We start from the raw sequence: 16,424 nt of genomic DNA, 5'->3' as shown, positions 1-16,424 counted from the left end.
GCGTCAGCGGTCCCTGCCAGTCTTCTTCCTGTGAACGGCACCGGGAACCACCGGGGCCGGGAACAGGGAGAGGTGCCCGGAGCGGCTTATCGGGGACCGCCGAGCTCGTCTCGAGGTCGGGCCCTTCGGGGCCCACGCAGGTTCAAATCCTGCCCTCTCCGCCTTGAGGCCCGTGTACGGGCGGGACACGCGACGGCACGGTCGCGTGTCCCGCCCGGAGCCGCCGTCGAGATCCGCGGGCCGAGCGCCGTGACGGTGTTTCTCACACGGCACGCGGGCGCTTCCGGCGAACCGCTCGGCAGGGTACCGATCACCGATCTGCTCATCCCCCTTGGCTGAGAGATGAGTACAGACACTCAGGCGCGCTCACGGCTCCATCGGCGACGATGGGATTCTTCCCGAGCGAACCGGAGAACCTGATGCTCAGCCGCCTCGCCGATCACCTGATCCCCGCCGTCGGACGGCTGACGATCACCACCGACGAAGACGTCGACCTCCCCCCGGCCGGGATCATCGCGGCCAACCACACCTCGCTCGCGGACCCGGCGATCGTCCTGGCCGCACTGCACCGCCTCGGCGCCCGGCCCGTCATCATGGCGACCGCCGGCCTGTGGCGCGTGCCGCTGCTCGGCCGCGCCCTCGCCCGCGAGGGCCACATCCCCGTCCACCGCGGTGATCCCCGCGCGCCCCAGGCGATCGCCCTCGCCCAGGAGGCGCTGGAACAGGGCCGGCACATCCTCATCTACGCCGAGGGCGGCCTGCCCGACCGCAAGGACGCGACGGAAGCCGCGCCGGGCACCTTCCGCCGGGGCCTCGCCCGGCTCGCGTACCGCACCGGCGCGCCCGTGATCCCGGTCGGCCAGGCCGGTGCACGCCGTGTCACCTCCGGCTCGGCCGTGAAGCAGCTCGCGGGCCTCGCGACCGCCCCGCTGCGGCGCCCCCGCCTCCACCTCCACGTCGGACGGCCACTGCGGCTCGACGGAGACGGACAGGCGGCCACCACGCAGGCCCACCTCGCCGTCACCGCCGCCTGGAAGACCGCGGCCACCCGTCTGAACGAGCCCGCGGCGGCGGCCTGAAGCTCCGCGGCTCATCCGGAAGTCGGCGCGGCCGTTGTGGCGGGCTTACTCCTCGACGACACCGCCGTCGCCGAGCGGTGCAAGGGCCGGCCCTGGCGCCCGTGCGGTCGCCGTCACCGGGGGAAGCCGTAGGCTCAGGCGTCCGACGGCTCGTCGGCGCTCCAGATGATCGCCGGGGGCAGTACCCGCCCGCACAGCGGAAGGCCCTGGGCGTCGGTGAGGGCGAGCCGACCCACCAGTACGCCGCTCAGCCGGGCCTCGGCGAGCACCCGCGGCGCAACGTCGGCGAGCATCAGCTTGGCGCGCCGGAACATCCGCGACGCCTCCTCGCCGGGCTGTCTGCCGAGCCAGGAGAGGTACACGAAGCGCCCGCCGAGCCGGTTCTGCACGTACGGACCACGCAGTGCGCCGTCGGCGGCGAACGAGCAGGAGAGCGTCCAGGTCGCCGACGACGCGTCGCCCGGCCGCGGATCGAGCAGCTCGGCGGGCCGGTCCTTGCGCTGGACCCCGACCTCGATCCCGCTGACCCCCGGAAACCCGGGGCCGGCGCCGCAGTCCCGGCCGGGGAGGGTGTGACCTTCGATGCGCAGATGCATGCCACCAGTGTGGGCCCGGCGGGGAGAATGGTCAGTGCCCTCCCGGGCTACGGCTCCGGAGGATGTCCGCCGACCGAGGCGAGCGCCAGACCGAGGTCACGCCACCGCGCCCCGGCCCGCTCACCGGAGATGCCGGGATCAGCTGTTGTTCAGGCGTTCCGCCAGGTAGGGGCTGCACGCGGAGGACTGGATGCCGTTGGCGGAGACCCAGTATCCGGGCGGGGTGGGGGAGTCGGCGCAGGCGATGATGCCGTTGTAGGCCACGTTCAGGCGACCGCCCAGGTACTGGCCGCAGCTGCTGAGCTGGAAGTTCGCGGTGATCACGTAATTGGCCGGGATCGGTGAATTGCCGCAGAACGTCATGCCGTCGGAGGCGGTGTTGAGCCGGGCGCCGAGGTAGATGCCGCAGGCCGCGTTCTGGTAGCTGGAGGTGATCACGTAGGCGGCGGGGATCGGTGAATTGCCGCACACCGCAATGCCGTTGCTCGCGACGTTGACCGTCTCGCCGTACCACTGCGAGCACGTACTGTCCGGTCCCTCACTGGTGATCACGTAGCCGCTCGGCAGCGATCCGTTGGAATTCCCGCAGATCCGCATCCCGTTGGTGACGGTGTTGATCCGACCGGTCTGGTACTGGCTGCAGTTGTTGGTGCTGTAGATCGACGTGACCGCGTAGCCGGTCGGGATCGGGCCGTTCAGGCAGACGGCGAGTCCGTTGGACGGCGGCTGGATGGTCTCGGTCAGGTAGCCGCCGGTACAGCTTCCGGTGAGCGACTCCGAGGTGATCACGTAGCCCGGCGGCACCGAGACGTTGCCGCATATGGTCGCGGCCTCGGCTGTGCCGGAGAAGAAGACGACACCGCCCGCGACCAGGGTGAGCGCGGATAACAGGCGCACCAGCCATGCGGTGGCGGAGCTGAGGGGTCTCGGGGAGGTCATGTACGACTCGCTTTCGTTCAGGCCCGGTCAGGTCAGGTCAGGTCAGGTGACGAGGCTGTCGAGAGGTCAGGTGCCGCGCTCGTCGCACGGCCACGGTTCAGTCGGGAATAGTTGCCGGGAGCCTGGCACAGCGCAATCCCGGAACCGGCCGTCACCGGCCACCGTCGTCTCAGGGCGGACAGGCAACAGGGGAGTGGCCCAAACGCCGCGCCTCGCTCCGTGTCCCGCCCGCCTACGCCTACAGCTGGGGCTGAGGCTCTGCGAAGTCGTACACCGCCCATTCGGCCACCCGGACATACCCGAGGCGCTGATAAAGGGCGTTACTCGTCGCATTGGCCGCGTTCGTGAACAGGACGACACTCTCCGCGCCCGCGGCCAGCGCCGCCCGGCTGACCGCCACCGTCACCGCCGCCGCGTAGCCGCGTCCCCGGAAGCGGGCCGGGGTGTAGACGGGATCCACCTGGGCCACCCCGGCCAGCATCGGATTCACCCCCGCCATGGAGACCGGCACGCCGTCGGGCAACTCCCAGAACGTGTACCGCTTGCGGGCGAACCGCGTGCCCGTCCACGTACCGGCGTCGATGGTCACGTCCTCCTCGACATCGGCCGCGAACTCCCGGCACCATCCCATCAGTTGCTCCCGATCGCCCTCGCCGACGAGTCGCCCCTGCCCCGCCGGAACCGGCTGCGGCGGGGTCGGCTCTCCGAGCCGGTACAGGCACAGCCGCACCCGCACCGCCGCTCCCACTCCGGCGTGCCGCCGCCACGCCTTCGCGAACGCGGTCGCGGTGTCGTGGTCGGCGCTGACGTACGGCAGCGAATATCCGAGTCCGGCCAGCCGGACGGCGAGGGCGTCGGCCTGCGCGGGGGAGAGGGGAGTGAGCCCGATGCCGCCGGAGGGCAGGTGGTAGAAGGTCCCACGGACCTCGCCGTCCTGCTCTGCCCAGCCGAAGACGGGGGCGTACGTTCTGGACGTGGCGGTTTGCGTGCGGTCCGTGCCTGCCTCCTGCTCCTGGAGTCTCTGGAGCATGGACAGGGTCACGATGTGCCGGACGGGTTGTGCGTGCAGGAACGTACGGGCGTGGGCAAGGAAATCGTCGACGTCGTGGGTGTGGTGCCAGTCGTCCGTGCGCATGCTTCGCCTTCTCCGGCCGACCGGCCGGGCGGGTAGACCGGATACGGCGCCGGACGCATGACGCGCGCCGAGCGGGCGAGTACGCCGATGATCCTTCGAGCTCATCCCCTGCACATCTTTGATTCGAGCTCCGGGATATTCTCGCAGGCATGTCGCCTCGGGAATGCTCTATAACGGACACTTTGAGCCTTGTGGGGGAGCGCTGGGCTCTTCTTGTCGTGCGTGAACTCAGTCATGGTGTGCGCCGGTTCGGGGGGATCGCGGCGAACACGGGGGCACCGAGGGACATTCTGACCACTCGGTTGCGCAAGTTGGAGGCCACGGGAATCGTGCGCCGTGAGCTGTACAGCGCGCATCCTCCGCGTTACGAGTACCACCTGACCGAGGCGGGCGCGGAACTCAACGACGTGTTGCTGACGTTGATGGCGTGGGGTGATCGGCATCTGAATGCCGAGGACCCGCCGATGCGCTTCCAGCACGCCTGCGGGCACCGCTTCGAGGCGGCGGTGGTGTGCGCGCATTGCGGTGGCTCGGCTCGCGCACAACTCCATTCGCCCTCCGGCCGTGGCGTCATCACAGAAGCGACCGGATAGACCGGACGGACGAGATGAGCCGGACAGTCGGGCCGGTTCCGGCGGTTGCGCCGTTGTGTCGGACGACCAGATGGACAGCGTCCACCCTGTACGGCCACGCACTGCTCGACCAGTTCCGCACGCCCCGTCGGCACGATCGGCCGCACCCCGGCCGCCGGAGCCATGGCGGCTCGGCTGCGACCTGTCTCCTTGACCATCTCCCAGCTGAGGCGCTCGCGGATGGTCCGTGGTGGTGCCGTCAGGATTTCCGTCGACCATCGTGAGCATCGGTTCGCTGATCTGGAGCGGGTTGTCCGGGCGGTTTATATGTCCGAGGCTGCTGTCCCGTGTGAAGGACCGGGACGCGTAGGCATCGGCCAACGTGCCTCGGCCGGGTTTCACCGGGGCCGGTTCACGGCGCTCACACCGCGCCCGCCGCGCTCCCCTGGAGATGGTCGCGGGTGACCTTGGTGATCTCGTGCCAGAACGGGATGGCGGTCAGATAGAGACCCATCGCGCTGAGGATGCCCAGGGAGACGTCCACGCTGATGCGTCCCTGCCTGGCCCAGTACACGTCCTTGAGGTCGAGAAGCAGGGCGAACTCGTCGGCGATCAACGCCGTACCCGCACCGTACAGGGCACCGATCCCGGGGTGGCCGACATAGGTCTCGTCGCCACGGACCGCCACCAGTCCGACGCCCGCGAGCGTGGCGATACCGAAGTTGTAGTGGTGCAGGTGGGTCTGGCCGGCGGAGATGTTCCCCCAGGGCAGCCAGCCGCCCCGGATGCCGTGAGTGATCAGCCGTGCCGCGCCGAAGGTGCAGCCGAAGCCGAGCCAGGCGGCCATGAGCGAGCGCTGGGTGGGCACGGTGTGATCGTCCAGTGCCCGGCGCCACCGTTCCCGCAGCGGAGGCCGTCGGATACCGCTTGACGCCGAGGACGCCTGGTTTGGGGACATTCTCACTCCTGATCGGGGCCTGAGTGACCGGGAGGTCGCGCTCGCGCCCGGCACCGGTCAGACCTACCACCAAGAGGGCGGGCTGATGCAGTGCGCCGCTCGGATGACACCCATCCGGGCCGTTCAGCGGCGGAGCCGCCCCGTAGCTCGTTCCGCCGACCCCGGACGATGGGCGGTGACGTGCCGCTCGGCCGCCGTACCCGTATGGGGCGAATGGCGTAAAGGGCAGAAGGGGCGGTGCACGGCCGGATGGGTGGCCTGGAGTGGGGCTGTCTGGCCGACCGGTGGAAACGCCCGTACGCCAACGGCCCCCCATTCGCGCCGTCCCGGTTCGCTGTGCACTGCGGCACCGCCGGACACCCCACCCCGCACGGACCACCACACCACAGGATCGAGGAGTCGACGCGCAAGCGCCTGGCACGGAGCGAGACACTGCTCCGGCGCTCCCTGCTGCGGCCACCCCGTGCCGTCCACGACCAATGGCTCGCCCAGCACGCCCTCGACCTGACCGGTAGCCGGCACCCCACCGGCCCTTAGAGACGGCGCAGAACGAGCAGGTGCTGGTCAGCGCTGATGCTCGTCGCATATCGGGGTACACGGCTCGGCATGGCACCGAAGATCGAACGTATCGAATTCCTGCGGGCTGTGCGGCAGTTGCACCGTGTCCGTTCCTTCTACGCCGCGGGTGTCCTGCTGTGGGCGGGGGCCACGGCGTGGTCCGGCTGGCAAGCGCCCGGGAGCCGGCAGATGTGGGTGTCCGTCCTTCTCCTGGGCGTCTTCACCGCTCTCCTCGTCACCGCGGGCCTGTCCCTGCGGCGTCTCGCCGTTCCCGCGACGGGCCGGCCCGCACATCACGCCGCCCCGCACGGGACGGCGAACTCCCGTCACGTCCACGCCTGAGCCCCCGTCACTTCGCCATGAGGGAGCGGCCAGGGTGCTGCCGGGCGGGCCCATATGGCTTCGGCGGGGCCGCCCAGGTCTGTGAGGGCGTCGGCCGGGCATACGGGTTTCACTTCCTATCGAGAGGGGCTCGTCATGCTTGGCATCGTCGCGGCAGTGCTGTTCTTCGTGTCGTTCCTCATCAACGCGGCCGAGATCAGCACCAATCACACGTTCTCGTCCGTCAACATCATGCTTCTGGGGCTGACCGCACTGGCCCTGCACGTCGCGGGGATCGGCAGCGGCTGGCCCCGCAGAAGGTGACGGGGCGACCTCGGACCCCAGAACGTTCCGAGGCCGGCCGGAGGACCACCCGCCCCACCCTGTGGCTCACGTCCTCACGCAATGACACCGGCCGGTCGGCTCAGCGGCCTCGACCCCGTCGCCGGGCCGACCGGCGCGTGGTCGGGGTGGCGCCGGTGAGCCGTGGCTCAGGCGAGTTTCACGCACAACGCCGTCTCGCCGAAGGAGTGCGTCTGCCAGCGGGACGTGTCGCCAAGATGGGAGGTGACCGCCTGGTCCGGGCCCAGGATCAGGTTGCCGGCGATCAGTGTCCCGCCGATCCGCAGCAGGCGGTGGAGTTCTCGGACGACGTCGCCGGTCGGCGTGAATCCGTCGAAGAACGCCACGTCGTAGGAGCCGCCGTCCAGAGCCCCGAGGACCGTCTCGGCGTTGCCCGGCAGGACGTCGATGCGGTCGTCCATCCGGTGCGCGGCGATCTGCTCCCGGGCCAGGCGGACGTGGATCGGGTCCATGTCGATGGTCTCCACGCGCGCGCCCGGTGCCGCGTGGGCCATCGAGAGCGCCGTGTAACCCAGTGCCGTACCGACCTCCACGATCCGCCGGGCGCCGACCGCCGCCACGATCGCGGCGGGCAACGACCCCTCCCCGTAGGCGAACGCCCCGCAATGGTGGGCGCGCCGGTGCCGCCGGGTCGCGGCCTGGACGTCGGCGAACGGGTCCGCCACTTCCAGTGGTCTGCGGACGGCGGCGATCGCCGCGACGGCCACCGGTCGGAACCTGTTCACCCACGTGCTCGGCATCGTCTGCTCCTTTGTTCATGGCGGGCCGGTCCACTGCCGCGGCCCTCGGTTTCCGTCCCGCTCGAATCGATGTCCAGGTCGAGGACGACCCGATGTCCAGATCAGGGGCGACGGTTCGTGGACGAACCCCTTGTGGTCATCGCGTGGGCCGCGACCTACCCGGTCACGCCCCCAGGGCCCGGCCGGCCGCGGCCAGGGCGATGCGGCGCGGGGCGAGCCGGGCCGCCGTGGCCGACACGCGGTTGCCGAGCCCGGCGATGACGCTGGCCGGGGTGCGGCGGCCCTCCAGGGCGTGCCGGGTCGCCGCCACCACGTCGGCGGCCGTGGCCATCCGGCCGACGACCGCCTTCCGGCTCCCGACGACGTCGAAGAACTCCGTGGCGACCGGTCCGGGGGACACCGCCAGCACCCGCAGCGCGCGGTCGCGGTTCTCGTGGGCGAGCGCCTCGGTCAGGCTGAGGACGAATGCCTTGGTGGCGCCGTACACGGCCATGGCCGGGGTGGGCTGGTAGGCCGCCGTGCTGGCGACGTTGACCAGGGCGCCGCGGCCGTCGGCGGCCAGCTGCGGAAGGAAGGCCCGGCTCAGCTCGGCGACCGCCCCGACGTTGAGCCGGACCATGCGGGCGATCTGCTCCGGGTCCTGCTCCGCGAAGGTGCCGTGGCTGCCGAATCCGGCGTTGTTGATCAGGGTCTGCACGGACCTGCCGCGCGCGGCGAGTTCCTCGCGCAGCGCGATGCCGGCGCCCGGCTCGGCGAGGTCCACGGCTATCGGCGTGGCGGAGACGGAGTGCCGTCGCTCCAGCTCGGCGGCGAGGGTCTCCAACCGGTCGAGGCGGCGGGCGACGAGCACGACGTCGGCGCCGCGCTCGGCCCACTGCCGGGCGAACTCCTCGCCCAGGCCGGAACTGGCGCCGGTGATCAGGGCGGTGGTCCCCTGATAGGACATGGTGGGCATGGGAGGTGGCTCCGCTTCCGTCGGTCGGTCGGTCGGTCGGCCGGTCGTTCGGGGTGGGCCGGCCCCGCCAATGTAGGCACGTGCCATCATTGTAGTCAACTGACAACATCGGGAGAGAAGCATGGCCGAGGGCTCTTACCACCACGGCAATCTGCGAGCCGCTCTGCTGGAGCGGGCGGAGGAAGTGCTGGCCGAGAGCGGCGCCGTCGGGTTGTCCCTGCGGGGGCTGGCCCGGGACCTCGGCGTGAGCCACGCCGCCCCGACCCGTCATTTCCGCGACCGGCAGGCCGTGCTGGACGCGCTCGTGGTCGACGGTTTCACCGACCTGAACCGGCGCATGGAGGCGGCGGGCGAAGGCCCCGGCCCCGTCGAGCAGCGGATGGCGTCGCTGGGGCGCGCCTACGTGGGGTTCGCGACCGAGCGGCCCGCCCTGCTGGAGCTGATGTTCACCGTCAAGCACGAGAAGGAGCCGGACGCCGAGATCCGGGTGCTCGGGCACCGCAGCCTGGAGATCGCGGCCGGGCTGATCGCCGAGGCCCAGCGGACCGGCGCCGTCCGTTCCGGCGACGCGGTGCGCCTCGCCCAGGTCGCCTTCTCCACCGTCCACGGCCTGGCCGTGCTCGCCGTCGGCGATCTGCTGGACGGGACACCGGTCGGGGAAGCCACCGAACTGGCCCTGGAGATCCTGCTGACCGGCCTGCGCGGCACCCCGTGAGAGGACCTCCGGAAGCCTGGTTCGGCGGGGTGGGGGGCGCGCGACGGCTCCGCCGCGCCCGCGACCGAAGCCCCGTGCCGCGGCGCGCCGCGCGGGGCCAACGATAAGAGCCCTCCGCCCGTATCCCGCTGGGCGCTGGCGAACCGGCCGCAGCCGAGGCTGACTGCCCGGCAGGCGCCGTACAGTCGGTGCTCGCCGTGCACACCCGGGCAGTCGGGCGGAAATCGATGCCGCCGCCGAGCCGACGCCGGTGCGGCACTCGGCCGGTTCCCGCACGTGCCGCGTCCGCGACCGAACCCGCCACGCCGGACGTGGCCAAGGCGTGGCCGACCTGGTACGCCGACGTGCGGTGCGCGGGGTCTGAGAGCGTCGTGATTCTCGCCGAAGCCGACGGTCCGACCCTGCGGCCGTCCCGCCCCGGGCGTTTCAGCGTTCGTCGGTCGACGGACGGCCGGGGCGGTGGAAACGCGGGTGGCACCCGGGCCACAGGCCCGGGTGCCACCGTCGTGCGAGCGGGAGCGGGACGGCTCAGTGCACGTCGACCCCGGTCCAGGCCGCCTCGACGGCCTTGTACTCGGCGCTGTCGGCGCCGTACAGGTCGGTCGCCGCGGACAGCGTGCCCTTGCGGGCGTCGGCGTAGTTGGTGGTCGACGTGAAGTACGACGTCAGCGCCTTGTACCAGATCTGGAGGGCCTTGTCCCGGCCGATACCGGTGACCGTCGAGCCGTCCTTGGTCGGCGAGTCGTAGTCGACCCCGTTCACGGTCTTCGCGCCGCTGCCCTCGGACAGCAGGTAGAAGAAGTGGTTGGCGACGCCGGAGGAGTAGTGGACGTCCTGGTCGCCGACGGACGAGGACCAGTAGTCGGCGGAACCGCCGTCCTTGCTGGGCTTGTCCATGTAGCGCAGCGGCTTGCCGTCGCCGTTGATGTTGATCTTCTCGCCGATGAGGTAGTCACCGGGGTCCGAGCTGTTGTTCGCGTAGAACTCCACGCCCGTGCCGAAGATGTCGGAGGTCGCCTCGTTCAGGCCGCCCGACTCGCCCGAGTACTCGAGGCCCGCCGTGTTGGAGGTGACACCGTGGCTCATCTCGTGGCCGGCGACGTCCAGCGCGGTCAGCGGGTCGTTGTTCCCCGTACCGTCGCCGTACGTCATGCAGAAGCAGCTGTCGTCCCAGAACGCGTTCACGTACGAGTCGCCGTAGTGGACACGGGAGTACGCGCCGACACCGTCGTTCTTGATGCCGCTGCGCCCGAACGTGTTCTTGTAGAAGTCCCAGGTCTCCTGCGCGCCGTAGGCGGCGTCGGCCGCGGCGGTCGCGGCGTTCGACGTCGTGCCGTCGCCCCAGGTGTCGTTGTCCTGGGAGAGCAACGTGCCGGTGCCGTCCTGCTGGTGGTCCAGGTTGTACGTCTTGTGGCCGCCGCGGGAGTCGTCGGTGAGGGTGTACGACGAGCCCGACTGCGCCGTGGTCAGGTCGACCTTGCCGCTGTACTGGGTGTTGCCGACGCCGGTCTCGATGCCCTGGTACTGGAAGAGCTTCTTGCCGGTGGCGGCGTCGGTGATGACGTGCAGCTGGTTCGGCGTGCCGTCGTCCTGGAAGCCGCCGATCACCGTCTCGTAGGCGAGGACGGGCTTGCCGGCCGCCGCCCAGACGACCTTGCGCGGAGCCCGGTCGACGGCGGGCTTCGCCGAACGGTCCTTCTTCGCCAGGCCCAGGGCCTGCTTGCGCGCCGTGGCCGGGGCGATCCGCGGGGTGAGCGAGGCGAGCTTCAGCGTGGCCTTCGACGCTCTGGTCACGCCCTCCGTGCCGCCGGACTTGGCGGTGTGCACGATCAGGTCGCCGCCGAGCACCGGGAGGCCCGCGTAGGTGCGCTCGTACCGGGTGTGGACGGTGCCGTCCGCGTCCTTGACGACGTCCTTGAAGACCAGCTTCTCCTCGCTGCCCAGGCCGAGGGACTTGGCGGTCTGGGCGAGCCCGGCCTGCGCGTGCCGGATGAGACCGGTGCGGGCGGCGGCCGACAGGGCGGCGGGCGCACCGGCCGGGCGGGCGGCGTCGGCGGTGGGCCGGGTGGCGGCCGAGGCGGTGAGCGAGGTGCTCAACAGGGCGGCCGCGGCGGCCACCGCGGTGGCCGCGGCGAGGGTCGTGCGCTGGCGACGTATGCTGCCGTGGGTCATGCGGGCTTCTCTTTCCGTGGGGGGATTTCCCGGTCGGTGTGGGGCCGGCCGGTGTGAGCCACATGAAGGGCACACCCTGAATGTCAGGGGCATGCCAATGCTGGGCAAAAGTCCACTGCCTCTCAAATCCCTTCACTGTGTGGGTGGTTGGCAGTGACACCCAGAGAAAACCCCAGCAACGGCCGCTCGCGCTATGCACCTGGGTCACAAACGACAACAACCCCACGCCTCCTTCACAGGCGACGCACAGCCTGTTCCGCATGTGTAGACCGCGCGAACTGCCGGGCAAGCGCGCGCACCGCCCTCGCGCGGTGAACGCCGGGCGCGGCCGCGCGAACACCGGCCCACGCCCGGCGCGTCGGCGGGGCCGGCCGTCCGGCGTGCTCCCGATCGGCCCCGCCTCCGGTCAGGGCCTCGGCGCGGCTCCCTCGTCGACGGGCAGTGCGACGGGTTCCTCGACCGGGAGAGCCCCCGCCCGCCCGGATGCCGGGCCCGCACCGGGTGCCGTACCCGCGCCCCGCGTCCGCGCCGCCCGGTTCGCGCGGCGCAGCGCCAGATGAAGGGCCGGGATCAGCACACAGGTGACGGCGGCCGACTGCCACAGCAGGGCATCGAGCCGGCCCGCCGCCAGATAGGCGCCCGCGGCCACCGCGGCCAGGGCGCACACACCGCGGTCCACGATGCTCTCCACCGACAGCAGGGTGGCACGCGGAGCGCCCTTCGGGATCGCGTCGTTGATGAGTTTGCGCTGTACCGGATAGCAGAGGCCGGTGATCGCGGCGAACACGCAGAGCAGCGCGGCCACCGTCCACGGGCCGCCGGCGGTGGTGCCCGCCAGCGTGGCCGCGAGCGCGACACTCAGCAAGGACACCCAGGCCGTGGGCGACAGCCGGGACCCCAGCCACTGGGGCCGCGCGGACGCGACCGCCTCGGCGACCGTCATCGCCGCGAGCACACTGCCGGTGGCGCTCTCGCCGATGCCGTGGTCCAGCAGCATCGGTTGGAAGAGGTTGACCTGGCAGATCCGCGACAGTGTGAAGACCGCCACGCCCTGGACCATGAGCAGGGCGAGCCACGGCGACGACCGAAGGGCCCGCAGCGCGGCGCCGGTGTCGCGCAGCGGCGAGGCCGCGCGCCGTCCGGGGGAGCGTGCCGCCCCGCGCGCGCCGCCTGGAGCGAGCCGTGGCAGGGCGAGGGCGCAGCCGAGCGAGCCCGCCGCGCTCGCCGCGCTCAGCACGTACGGAGTCTGCGGCGCCAGCACCATCAGCGGTCCCACCAGCGGCCAGCAGACGACCTTGGCCGCCAGGCCCAGGGCCCGCGCCGTACCCTCCGCGCGGAGGTAGTGGGCGTCCGCCGCTTCCGCGCGCAGCCCGTCGTAGAGGCAGGCGCTAGCCGCGCCCGAGGTCAGGGAGCGCCCCGCGGCGATGGCCAGGAAGTGGATCAGGAAGCCCGTGTACGAGGGGGAGAACACCGGCATCAGATTCGCCGCCGTCATGACCACCGCGCCCGCCCACAGGCAGTTGCGCGCGCCGATGCGGTCGGCGACGAGCCCGGTGGGGATCTCGAAGAGGCAGAAGGCGATGTAGTAGATGCTCTGGATGCCGAAGATCTGGCCGTCGGACAGGCCCGCGTCCCGCTGGTAGGCGTAGAAGACGGGCATCCACCACAGCAGGTTGAACAGCAGCTGGAACCCGTTGTTGAGGCGGATCACCCGGCGGGCCGCCGGGGTCAGGTCCGCCCGCGGAGCGCCGCGCCACAGAGCGGGCGTACGGCGCCTCACCGGGCGTACGGGCGGACCTGGACCAGCTGGAACGCCCCCTCGTCGGTCATCAGCCACTCGATGTCCAGGGCGTCGTCCGGGTCGTCCTCGCTGAAGTGGGACTGCAGCAGGCGTCCGGCCAGGGCCAGCCCGGCCAGCGCGCCCCTCGTGTCCGCAGGCAGGTCCGTGCCCGAGGATCCGACGGCCACCGTACGGCCGCCGCCCTCGACCGTGTTGTACAGGTACTGGTGGGGCAGGACCGTGCCGTCCACCACGCGCTCGGGCGAACCGGCCGTGCAGTTGAGGTACGTGTTCCGGAAGTCCTCCCGGCGCGTCGGGTTGCAGGTGACCAGCACGCCCCCGAGGTCGGCCGGCGTGTACTCCTGGACGATCACCCCCATGTAGGTGTCGTCCAGCGAGATGCCGACCTGGTGCCGCATCCGCACGCTCCGCGGCGACAGCAGCGACGCCCACACATGGACGACGGCGTCCATCAGCTGATCCGTGCCGCGCACGGTCGTCACCGAGTCGTAGATGCCCGCTGCCGAGAACCCCGGCAGATCCTCGGCGTTGGACGAGGAACGCACCACCAGACGCCGGCCGTCGGCCAGCAGCCGCGGCACGGCTCCGGTGATGGCCCGTGCCACCTCCTCGGGCATCGGCGTGCTCCGCATCAGGTGCTGGAGACCCAGCGAGAGCGAGTCGATCATGTCGAGCGCGTCGAGCTCGAGCGCCATCTTCAGCTTGCCGATGCCCTGTTGGAGCGCCGGCGACGAGGTCAGGTAGAGATGGTGCAGATGGAACGGCAGCGCCACGCCCCGCGGCGCCCGGACCGTCCGGGCCACGCGTTCGGCGGCCGAGGACCGGAGCCGCTCCAGGGGCGCTTCCGGCTCACCGAGCCGCGCGCCGAGATGGGCGAGCAGATCCGGCCGCGGCGGGCGCGGGCGGGCGTAGAAGGCGGTCAGGTCCGCGGTACGGCTGTCCAGCACATGGTGCAGTTCGCCGAGGTGGGCGGCCTTCGTGCCGTAGCTGTCCCGGTCGTCGAGCCGCAGCCGGTGCAGATCCAGGATCGGCGCGTCCTCGATGAGCGGCGCGCCGATCTGGATGCGCTGGGTGTCCCAGACCGGCCGCTCCAACGCCGGGGCGCAGGAGAGCGGTTCCAGGGTGACGGCGTCCTCCTGGACCCGGTAGCGGACCCAGGCGTCGTCCAGGCCGTGCCGCTCGACGAGGGCGTCCAGGTCGCGGACGATCGCGTTCGGGATACCCCAGCCCGAGGCCAGCACGTTGGTGTGCGAAAGCGGTGTCGTGGGGCGGGTGTTGATGAACCCGGCCACCCGGGGCACGTCGTCGGGCAGGCCCGCCATGGCGACGATGTCCGCCCAGCCGAGGTCCGCGGCGTGGGCGCGGTACTCCTGCGGATCGCGGAAGTACCGCAGACGTCCCACCGCCACGCCCGGGTTGAGGCAGGTCCGGGTGCGGCTGCCGAACAGCTCCTGGCTCAGGATGCGCGGGACGCGGGCGTCGCCGACCAGGGCCAGTTCATGCTCCTGGCCGTGGTTCGCCGGCTTCAGCAGCAACGGGAGGCGCCCGTCGACGCGGTGGCGGACGTAGTCGTAGAACTCCTGGAGCAGGGCGCCGTGCATGGTGTCCGCCTCCGTCGTCTCCAGGACGAGGAAGGGCCGTTCGGCGCCGTCGGCGTCCTCGTCGCTGTGCAACGAGAGGATGCCCAGCAGGAAGCGGCGGTCGGGCGCCATGTACACCGAGGCGTTGAACGCGTCCAGTTCCGCGTCGAGTTGGCGGGGCGTCATGCCGAGGACGCGCGTGGCGATGTAGTCGACATGGAAGGGGTGCACCCGGGTGTCGAGCAGATGCCAGGTGTCCTCGGTCCGGTCCACCACGACCTTGAGGTACGGGTGTCCTGCCAGCACGCCGGACAGCGTGCGGAACAGCGGCAGCGACAGGTTGACGCCGACCACGGTACGGTCGCCCGCCGCGTCGGCGGCGCGGGCCTCCTCCGGTGCGGGCGTCATGCGCGCGCCTCCTCGACGGCGTCCAGGGGCAGGATGTCCGGCAGCGCGTCCACCAGGGCGGTGAAGTCGCGTACGACGGACTGCGGCCGGTCGGCCGACAGCAGACACAGCCCCGCCATGGTGTTGGCGCCGCCCGCGGGGTCGTAGACGGGGACCGGCGAGCCGTCCGGGAGGGAACTCTCCCGGACCACGGACAGCGTGCCGCCGGCGCCGACCGGCGCCTTGCGGATCACCGTCGAGGAGTCCCACAGATGGCGCCGCGGCCACGGTGCGCCTTCGCCGTCGACCGCGAGCACCACCAGGGAGCCCGCCGCGCCGTCGGCGTCCGCGGGCGTCAGCGTCCGCGCGGGCCAGGCGGGGGAGCGGCCGAGCAGCTGATCGGTGAACATGCCGACCAGGTCGAGGCCGAAGACGTCCTCGATCTGCGGCACGGTCATCGCGCCCCCGAACCGGGCGGCCGTCTCGATGACCCACATCCGGCCGCCCGCGCCGAGCTTGATCTCCGTGTGGGTACCGCAGTTCTCCAGTCCCAGCGCGTCCACGGCCTGCCGGGCCAGCTCCACGATCCTGTGCTGGGCCCCGCTCTCGACGGCGGCCGGGGTGATACCGGCGCGCTCGGTGAACGGCCACACGGTCGGCATGCGTCCGCTCAGGCACACCGGCCGGAAATCGCCGTCGACGACGACGCCCTCGACGCTCACGTAGTCACCCCAGCCGGGGCCGTCGAACCACTCCTCGGCCCGTCCGGTGACGATCTCCTCGACGATGAAGTCCTCCGACGCGCCCGGCACATGCATCTCGGCGAAGCCGAGCTGTGCCGACTCCGCCATGACCTCGCGCGAGCGGCGCCAGGCGTGCCGCGCCTGGCCGGGCTCGTCGATGATCTGGTGAGCGGTCGAACCCGCGCTCCACGCCGCCTTAAGTAACAATGGGCATGACAATCGGGTGATCGCCCGCTCCAGCTCGGGGAGCGTCGCGACGGCGCGGAAACGGGGCTGCGGAACGCCGCGACGCTCCCATGTGGCGCGCATCAGCCGCTTGTCGCGGGCGAGGGCGGCGGCTCCGCCGGCACCCCGCAGGCCGAGCCGCCGGCACGCCTCGGCCACCGCGACCACCGCGTACTCCGAGAAGGTGAGGACGGCGTCCGCCCCCACCGCGCGGGCGCGAGCGGCGATCAGCTCCACGAGGTCCCGGTGCTCCGCCCGGGGAGGCGTCACCACCGAGGCGCACAGCCGTGCCGCGTCGTCCGCCACCTCCGCGGGCAGCTCGCTGAGCGCCAGCAGGTGCACCGCGGCCCTCCCGGCCACCCGCGTCAGGGCATGACCCACCGGGGGTCCGCCCTTGGCATGCACGTACAGCACCTGGCTCACGTAGACCCATCTCCTTCGATGTCGCGGCGTCTGATGTCGGGAGCACTCACGCCCGCCGGTTCTCCTCCTTCAAGCGAACCAGTCCGAACTCACCTCCCAGCGGCCGCATGACGCGATCCATTCAGGCAAATGCCTTATCTCGCTGGGTGTTTGGCGCCCTGT

General features: G+C 71.5%; 15 protein-coding genes and 1 pseudogene. 6 read left to right on the top strand and 10 right to left on the bottom strand.

The window, feature by feature from the left end:
- Window positions 1–66 precede the first annotated feature (66 nt).
- Window positions 67–161: pseudogene (locus tag GHR20_RS00670) on the top strand.
- Window positions 162–419: 258 nt separating this feature from the next.
- The gene (locus GHR20_RS00665; RefSeq protein WP_153815753.1) at window positions 420–1,079 is read left to right on the top strand and encodes a lysophospholipid acyltransferase family protein; all 660 of its coding nucleotides are present in this window, start codon (window positions 420–422) and stop codon (window positions 1,077–1,079) included.
- A 134-nt stretch (window positions 1,080–1,213) separates the two neighbouring features.
- Here GHR20_RS00665 and GHR20_RS00660 read toward each other — a convergent pair whose 3' ends face one another.
- The 3 genes from GHR20_RS00660 to GHR20_RS00650 form a co-directional block, all read right to left on the bottom strand.
- Window positions 1,214–1,675 (bottom strand): DUF5990 family protein, encoded by a 462-nt coding sequence (locus GHR20_RS00660; protein WP_153811797.1) that lies wholly within the window; start codon window positions 1,673–1,675, stop codon window positions 1,214–1,216.
- Between the two features lie 138 nt (window positions 1,676–1,813).
- Window positions 1,814–2,614, bottom strand: a complete 801-nt coding sequence (locus GHR20_RS00655; protein ID WP_153811796.1) for a hypothetical protein — start codon at window positions 2,612–2,614, stop codon at window positions 1,814–1,816.
- A gap of 238 nt (window positions 2,615–2,852) precedes the next feature.
- Window positions 2,853–3,749 (bottom strand): GNAT family N-acetyltransferase, encoded by an 897-nt coding sequence (locus GHR20_RS00650; RefSeq protein WP_153811795.1) that lies wholly within the window; start codon window positions 3,747–3,749, stop codon window positions 2,853–2,855.
- Window positions 3,750–3,898: 149 nt separating this feature from the next.
- On the opposite strand from GHR20_RS00650, the gene GHR20_RS00645 reads away from it, so the two are divergent.
- Window positions 3,899–4,342, top strand: coding sequence for a helix-turn-helix domain-containing protein (locus GHR20_RS00645; RefSeq protein ID WP_153811794.1), 444 nt, complete (start codon window positions 3,899–3,901; stop codon window positions 4,340–4,342).
- A gap of 400 nt (window positions 4,343–4,742) precedes the next feature.
- On the opposite strand, the gene GHR20_RS00640 is transcribed toward GHR20_RS00645, so the two are convergent.
- Window positions 4,743–5,189: a hypothetical protein gene (locus GHR20_RS00640; RefSeq protein ID WP_243877820.1), complete on the bottom strand. Its 447-nt coding sequence runs from the start codon at window positions 5,187–5,189 to the stop codon at window positions 4,743–4,745.
- Window positions 5,190–5,885: 696 nt separating this feature from the next.
- Between GHR20_RS00640 and GHR20_RS00635 the strand changes: the two genes are divergently transcribed.
- Window positions 5,886–6,179, top strand: coding sequence for a hypothetical protein (locus GHR20_RS00635; RefSeq protein ID WP_111581944.1), 294 nt, complete (start codon window positions 5,886–5,888; stop codon window positions 6,177–6,179).
- A gap of 135 nt (window positions 6,180–6,314) precedes the next feature.
- Window positions 6,315–6,482, top strand: a complete 168-nt coding sequence (locus GHR20_RS36630; RefSeq protein ID WP_181515997.1) for a hypothetical protein — start codon at window positions 6,315–6,317, stop codon at window positions 6,480–6,482.
- A 167-nt stretch (window positions 6,483–6,649) separates the two neighbouring features.
- Here the strand turns inward: GHR20_RS36630 and GHR20_RS00630 are convergent, their stop codons facing one another.
- A complete protein-coding gene (locus tag GHR20_RS00630) occupies window positions 6,650–7,261 on the bottom strand; it encodes a class I SAM-dependent methyltransferase (protein WP_153811792.1) in 612 nt (203 codons plus the stop codon).
- 163 nt (window positions 7,262–7,424) lie between these two features.
- Window positions 7,425–8,207, bottom strand: coding sequence for an SDR family oxidoreductase (locus GHR20_RS00625; protein ID WP_111581943.1), 783 nt, complete (start codon window positions 8,205–8,207; stop codon window positions 7,425–7,427).
- Window positions 8,208–8,337: 130 nt separating this feature from the next.
- Between GHR20_RS00625 and GHR20_RS00620 the strand changes: the two genes are divergently transcribed.
- Window positions 8,338–8,931, top strand: coding sequence for a TetR/AcrR family transcriptional regulator (locus GHR20_RS00620; RefSeq protein ID WP_111581469.1), 594 nt, complete (start codon window positions 8,338–8,340; stop codon window positions 8,929–8,931).
- Window positions 8,932–9,459: 528 nt separating this feature from the next.
- Here GHR20_RS00620 and GHR20_RS00615 read toward each other — a convergent pair.
- The 4 genes from GHR20_RS00615 to GHR20_RS00600 form a co-directional block, all read right to left on the bottom strand.
- Window positions 9,460–11,103, bottom strand: coding sequence for a M4 family metallopeptidase (locus GHR20_RS00615; RefSeq protein ID WP_153811791.1), 1,644 nt, complete (start codon window positions 11,101–11,103; stop codon window positions 9,460–9,462).
- Window positions 11,104–11,509: 406 nt separating this feature from the next.
- Window positions 11,510–12,883, bottom strand: coding sequence for an MFS transporter (locus GHR20_RS00610; RefSeq protein WP_153811790.1), 1,374 nt, complete (start codon window positions 12,881–12,883; stop codon window positions 11,510–11,512).
- The gene (locus GHR20_RS00605; RefSeq protein WP_153811789.1) at window positions 12,880–14,892 is read right to left on the bottom strand and encodes a PEP/pyruvate-binding domain-containing protein; all 2,013 of its coding nucleotides are present in this window, start codon (window positions 14,890–14,892) and stop codon (window positions 12,880–12,882) included. Before GHR20_RS00605 ends, GHR20_RS00610 begins: the two co-directional genes overlap by 4 nt.
- Entirely contained in the window at window positions 14,889–16,262 is a 1,374-nt protein-coding gene (locus GHR20_RS00600; protein ID WP_153811788.1) for an ATP-grasp domain-containing protein, read from the bottom strand. The genes GHR20_RS00605 and GHR20_RS00600 overlap by 4 nt, the downstream gene beginning before the upstream one ends.
- Window positions 16,263–16,424: the final 162 nt, after the last annotated feature.

The sequence above is a fragment of the Streptomyces sp. SUK 48 genome, assembly GCF_009650765.1.
Classification (GTDB): Bacteria; Actinomycetota; Actinomycetes; order Streptomycetales; family Streptomycetaceae; genus Streptomyces.
This window is presented reverse-complemented; position numbering and strand designations above follow the sequence as displayed.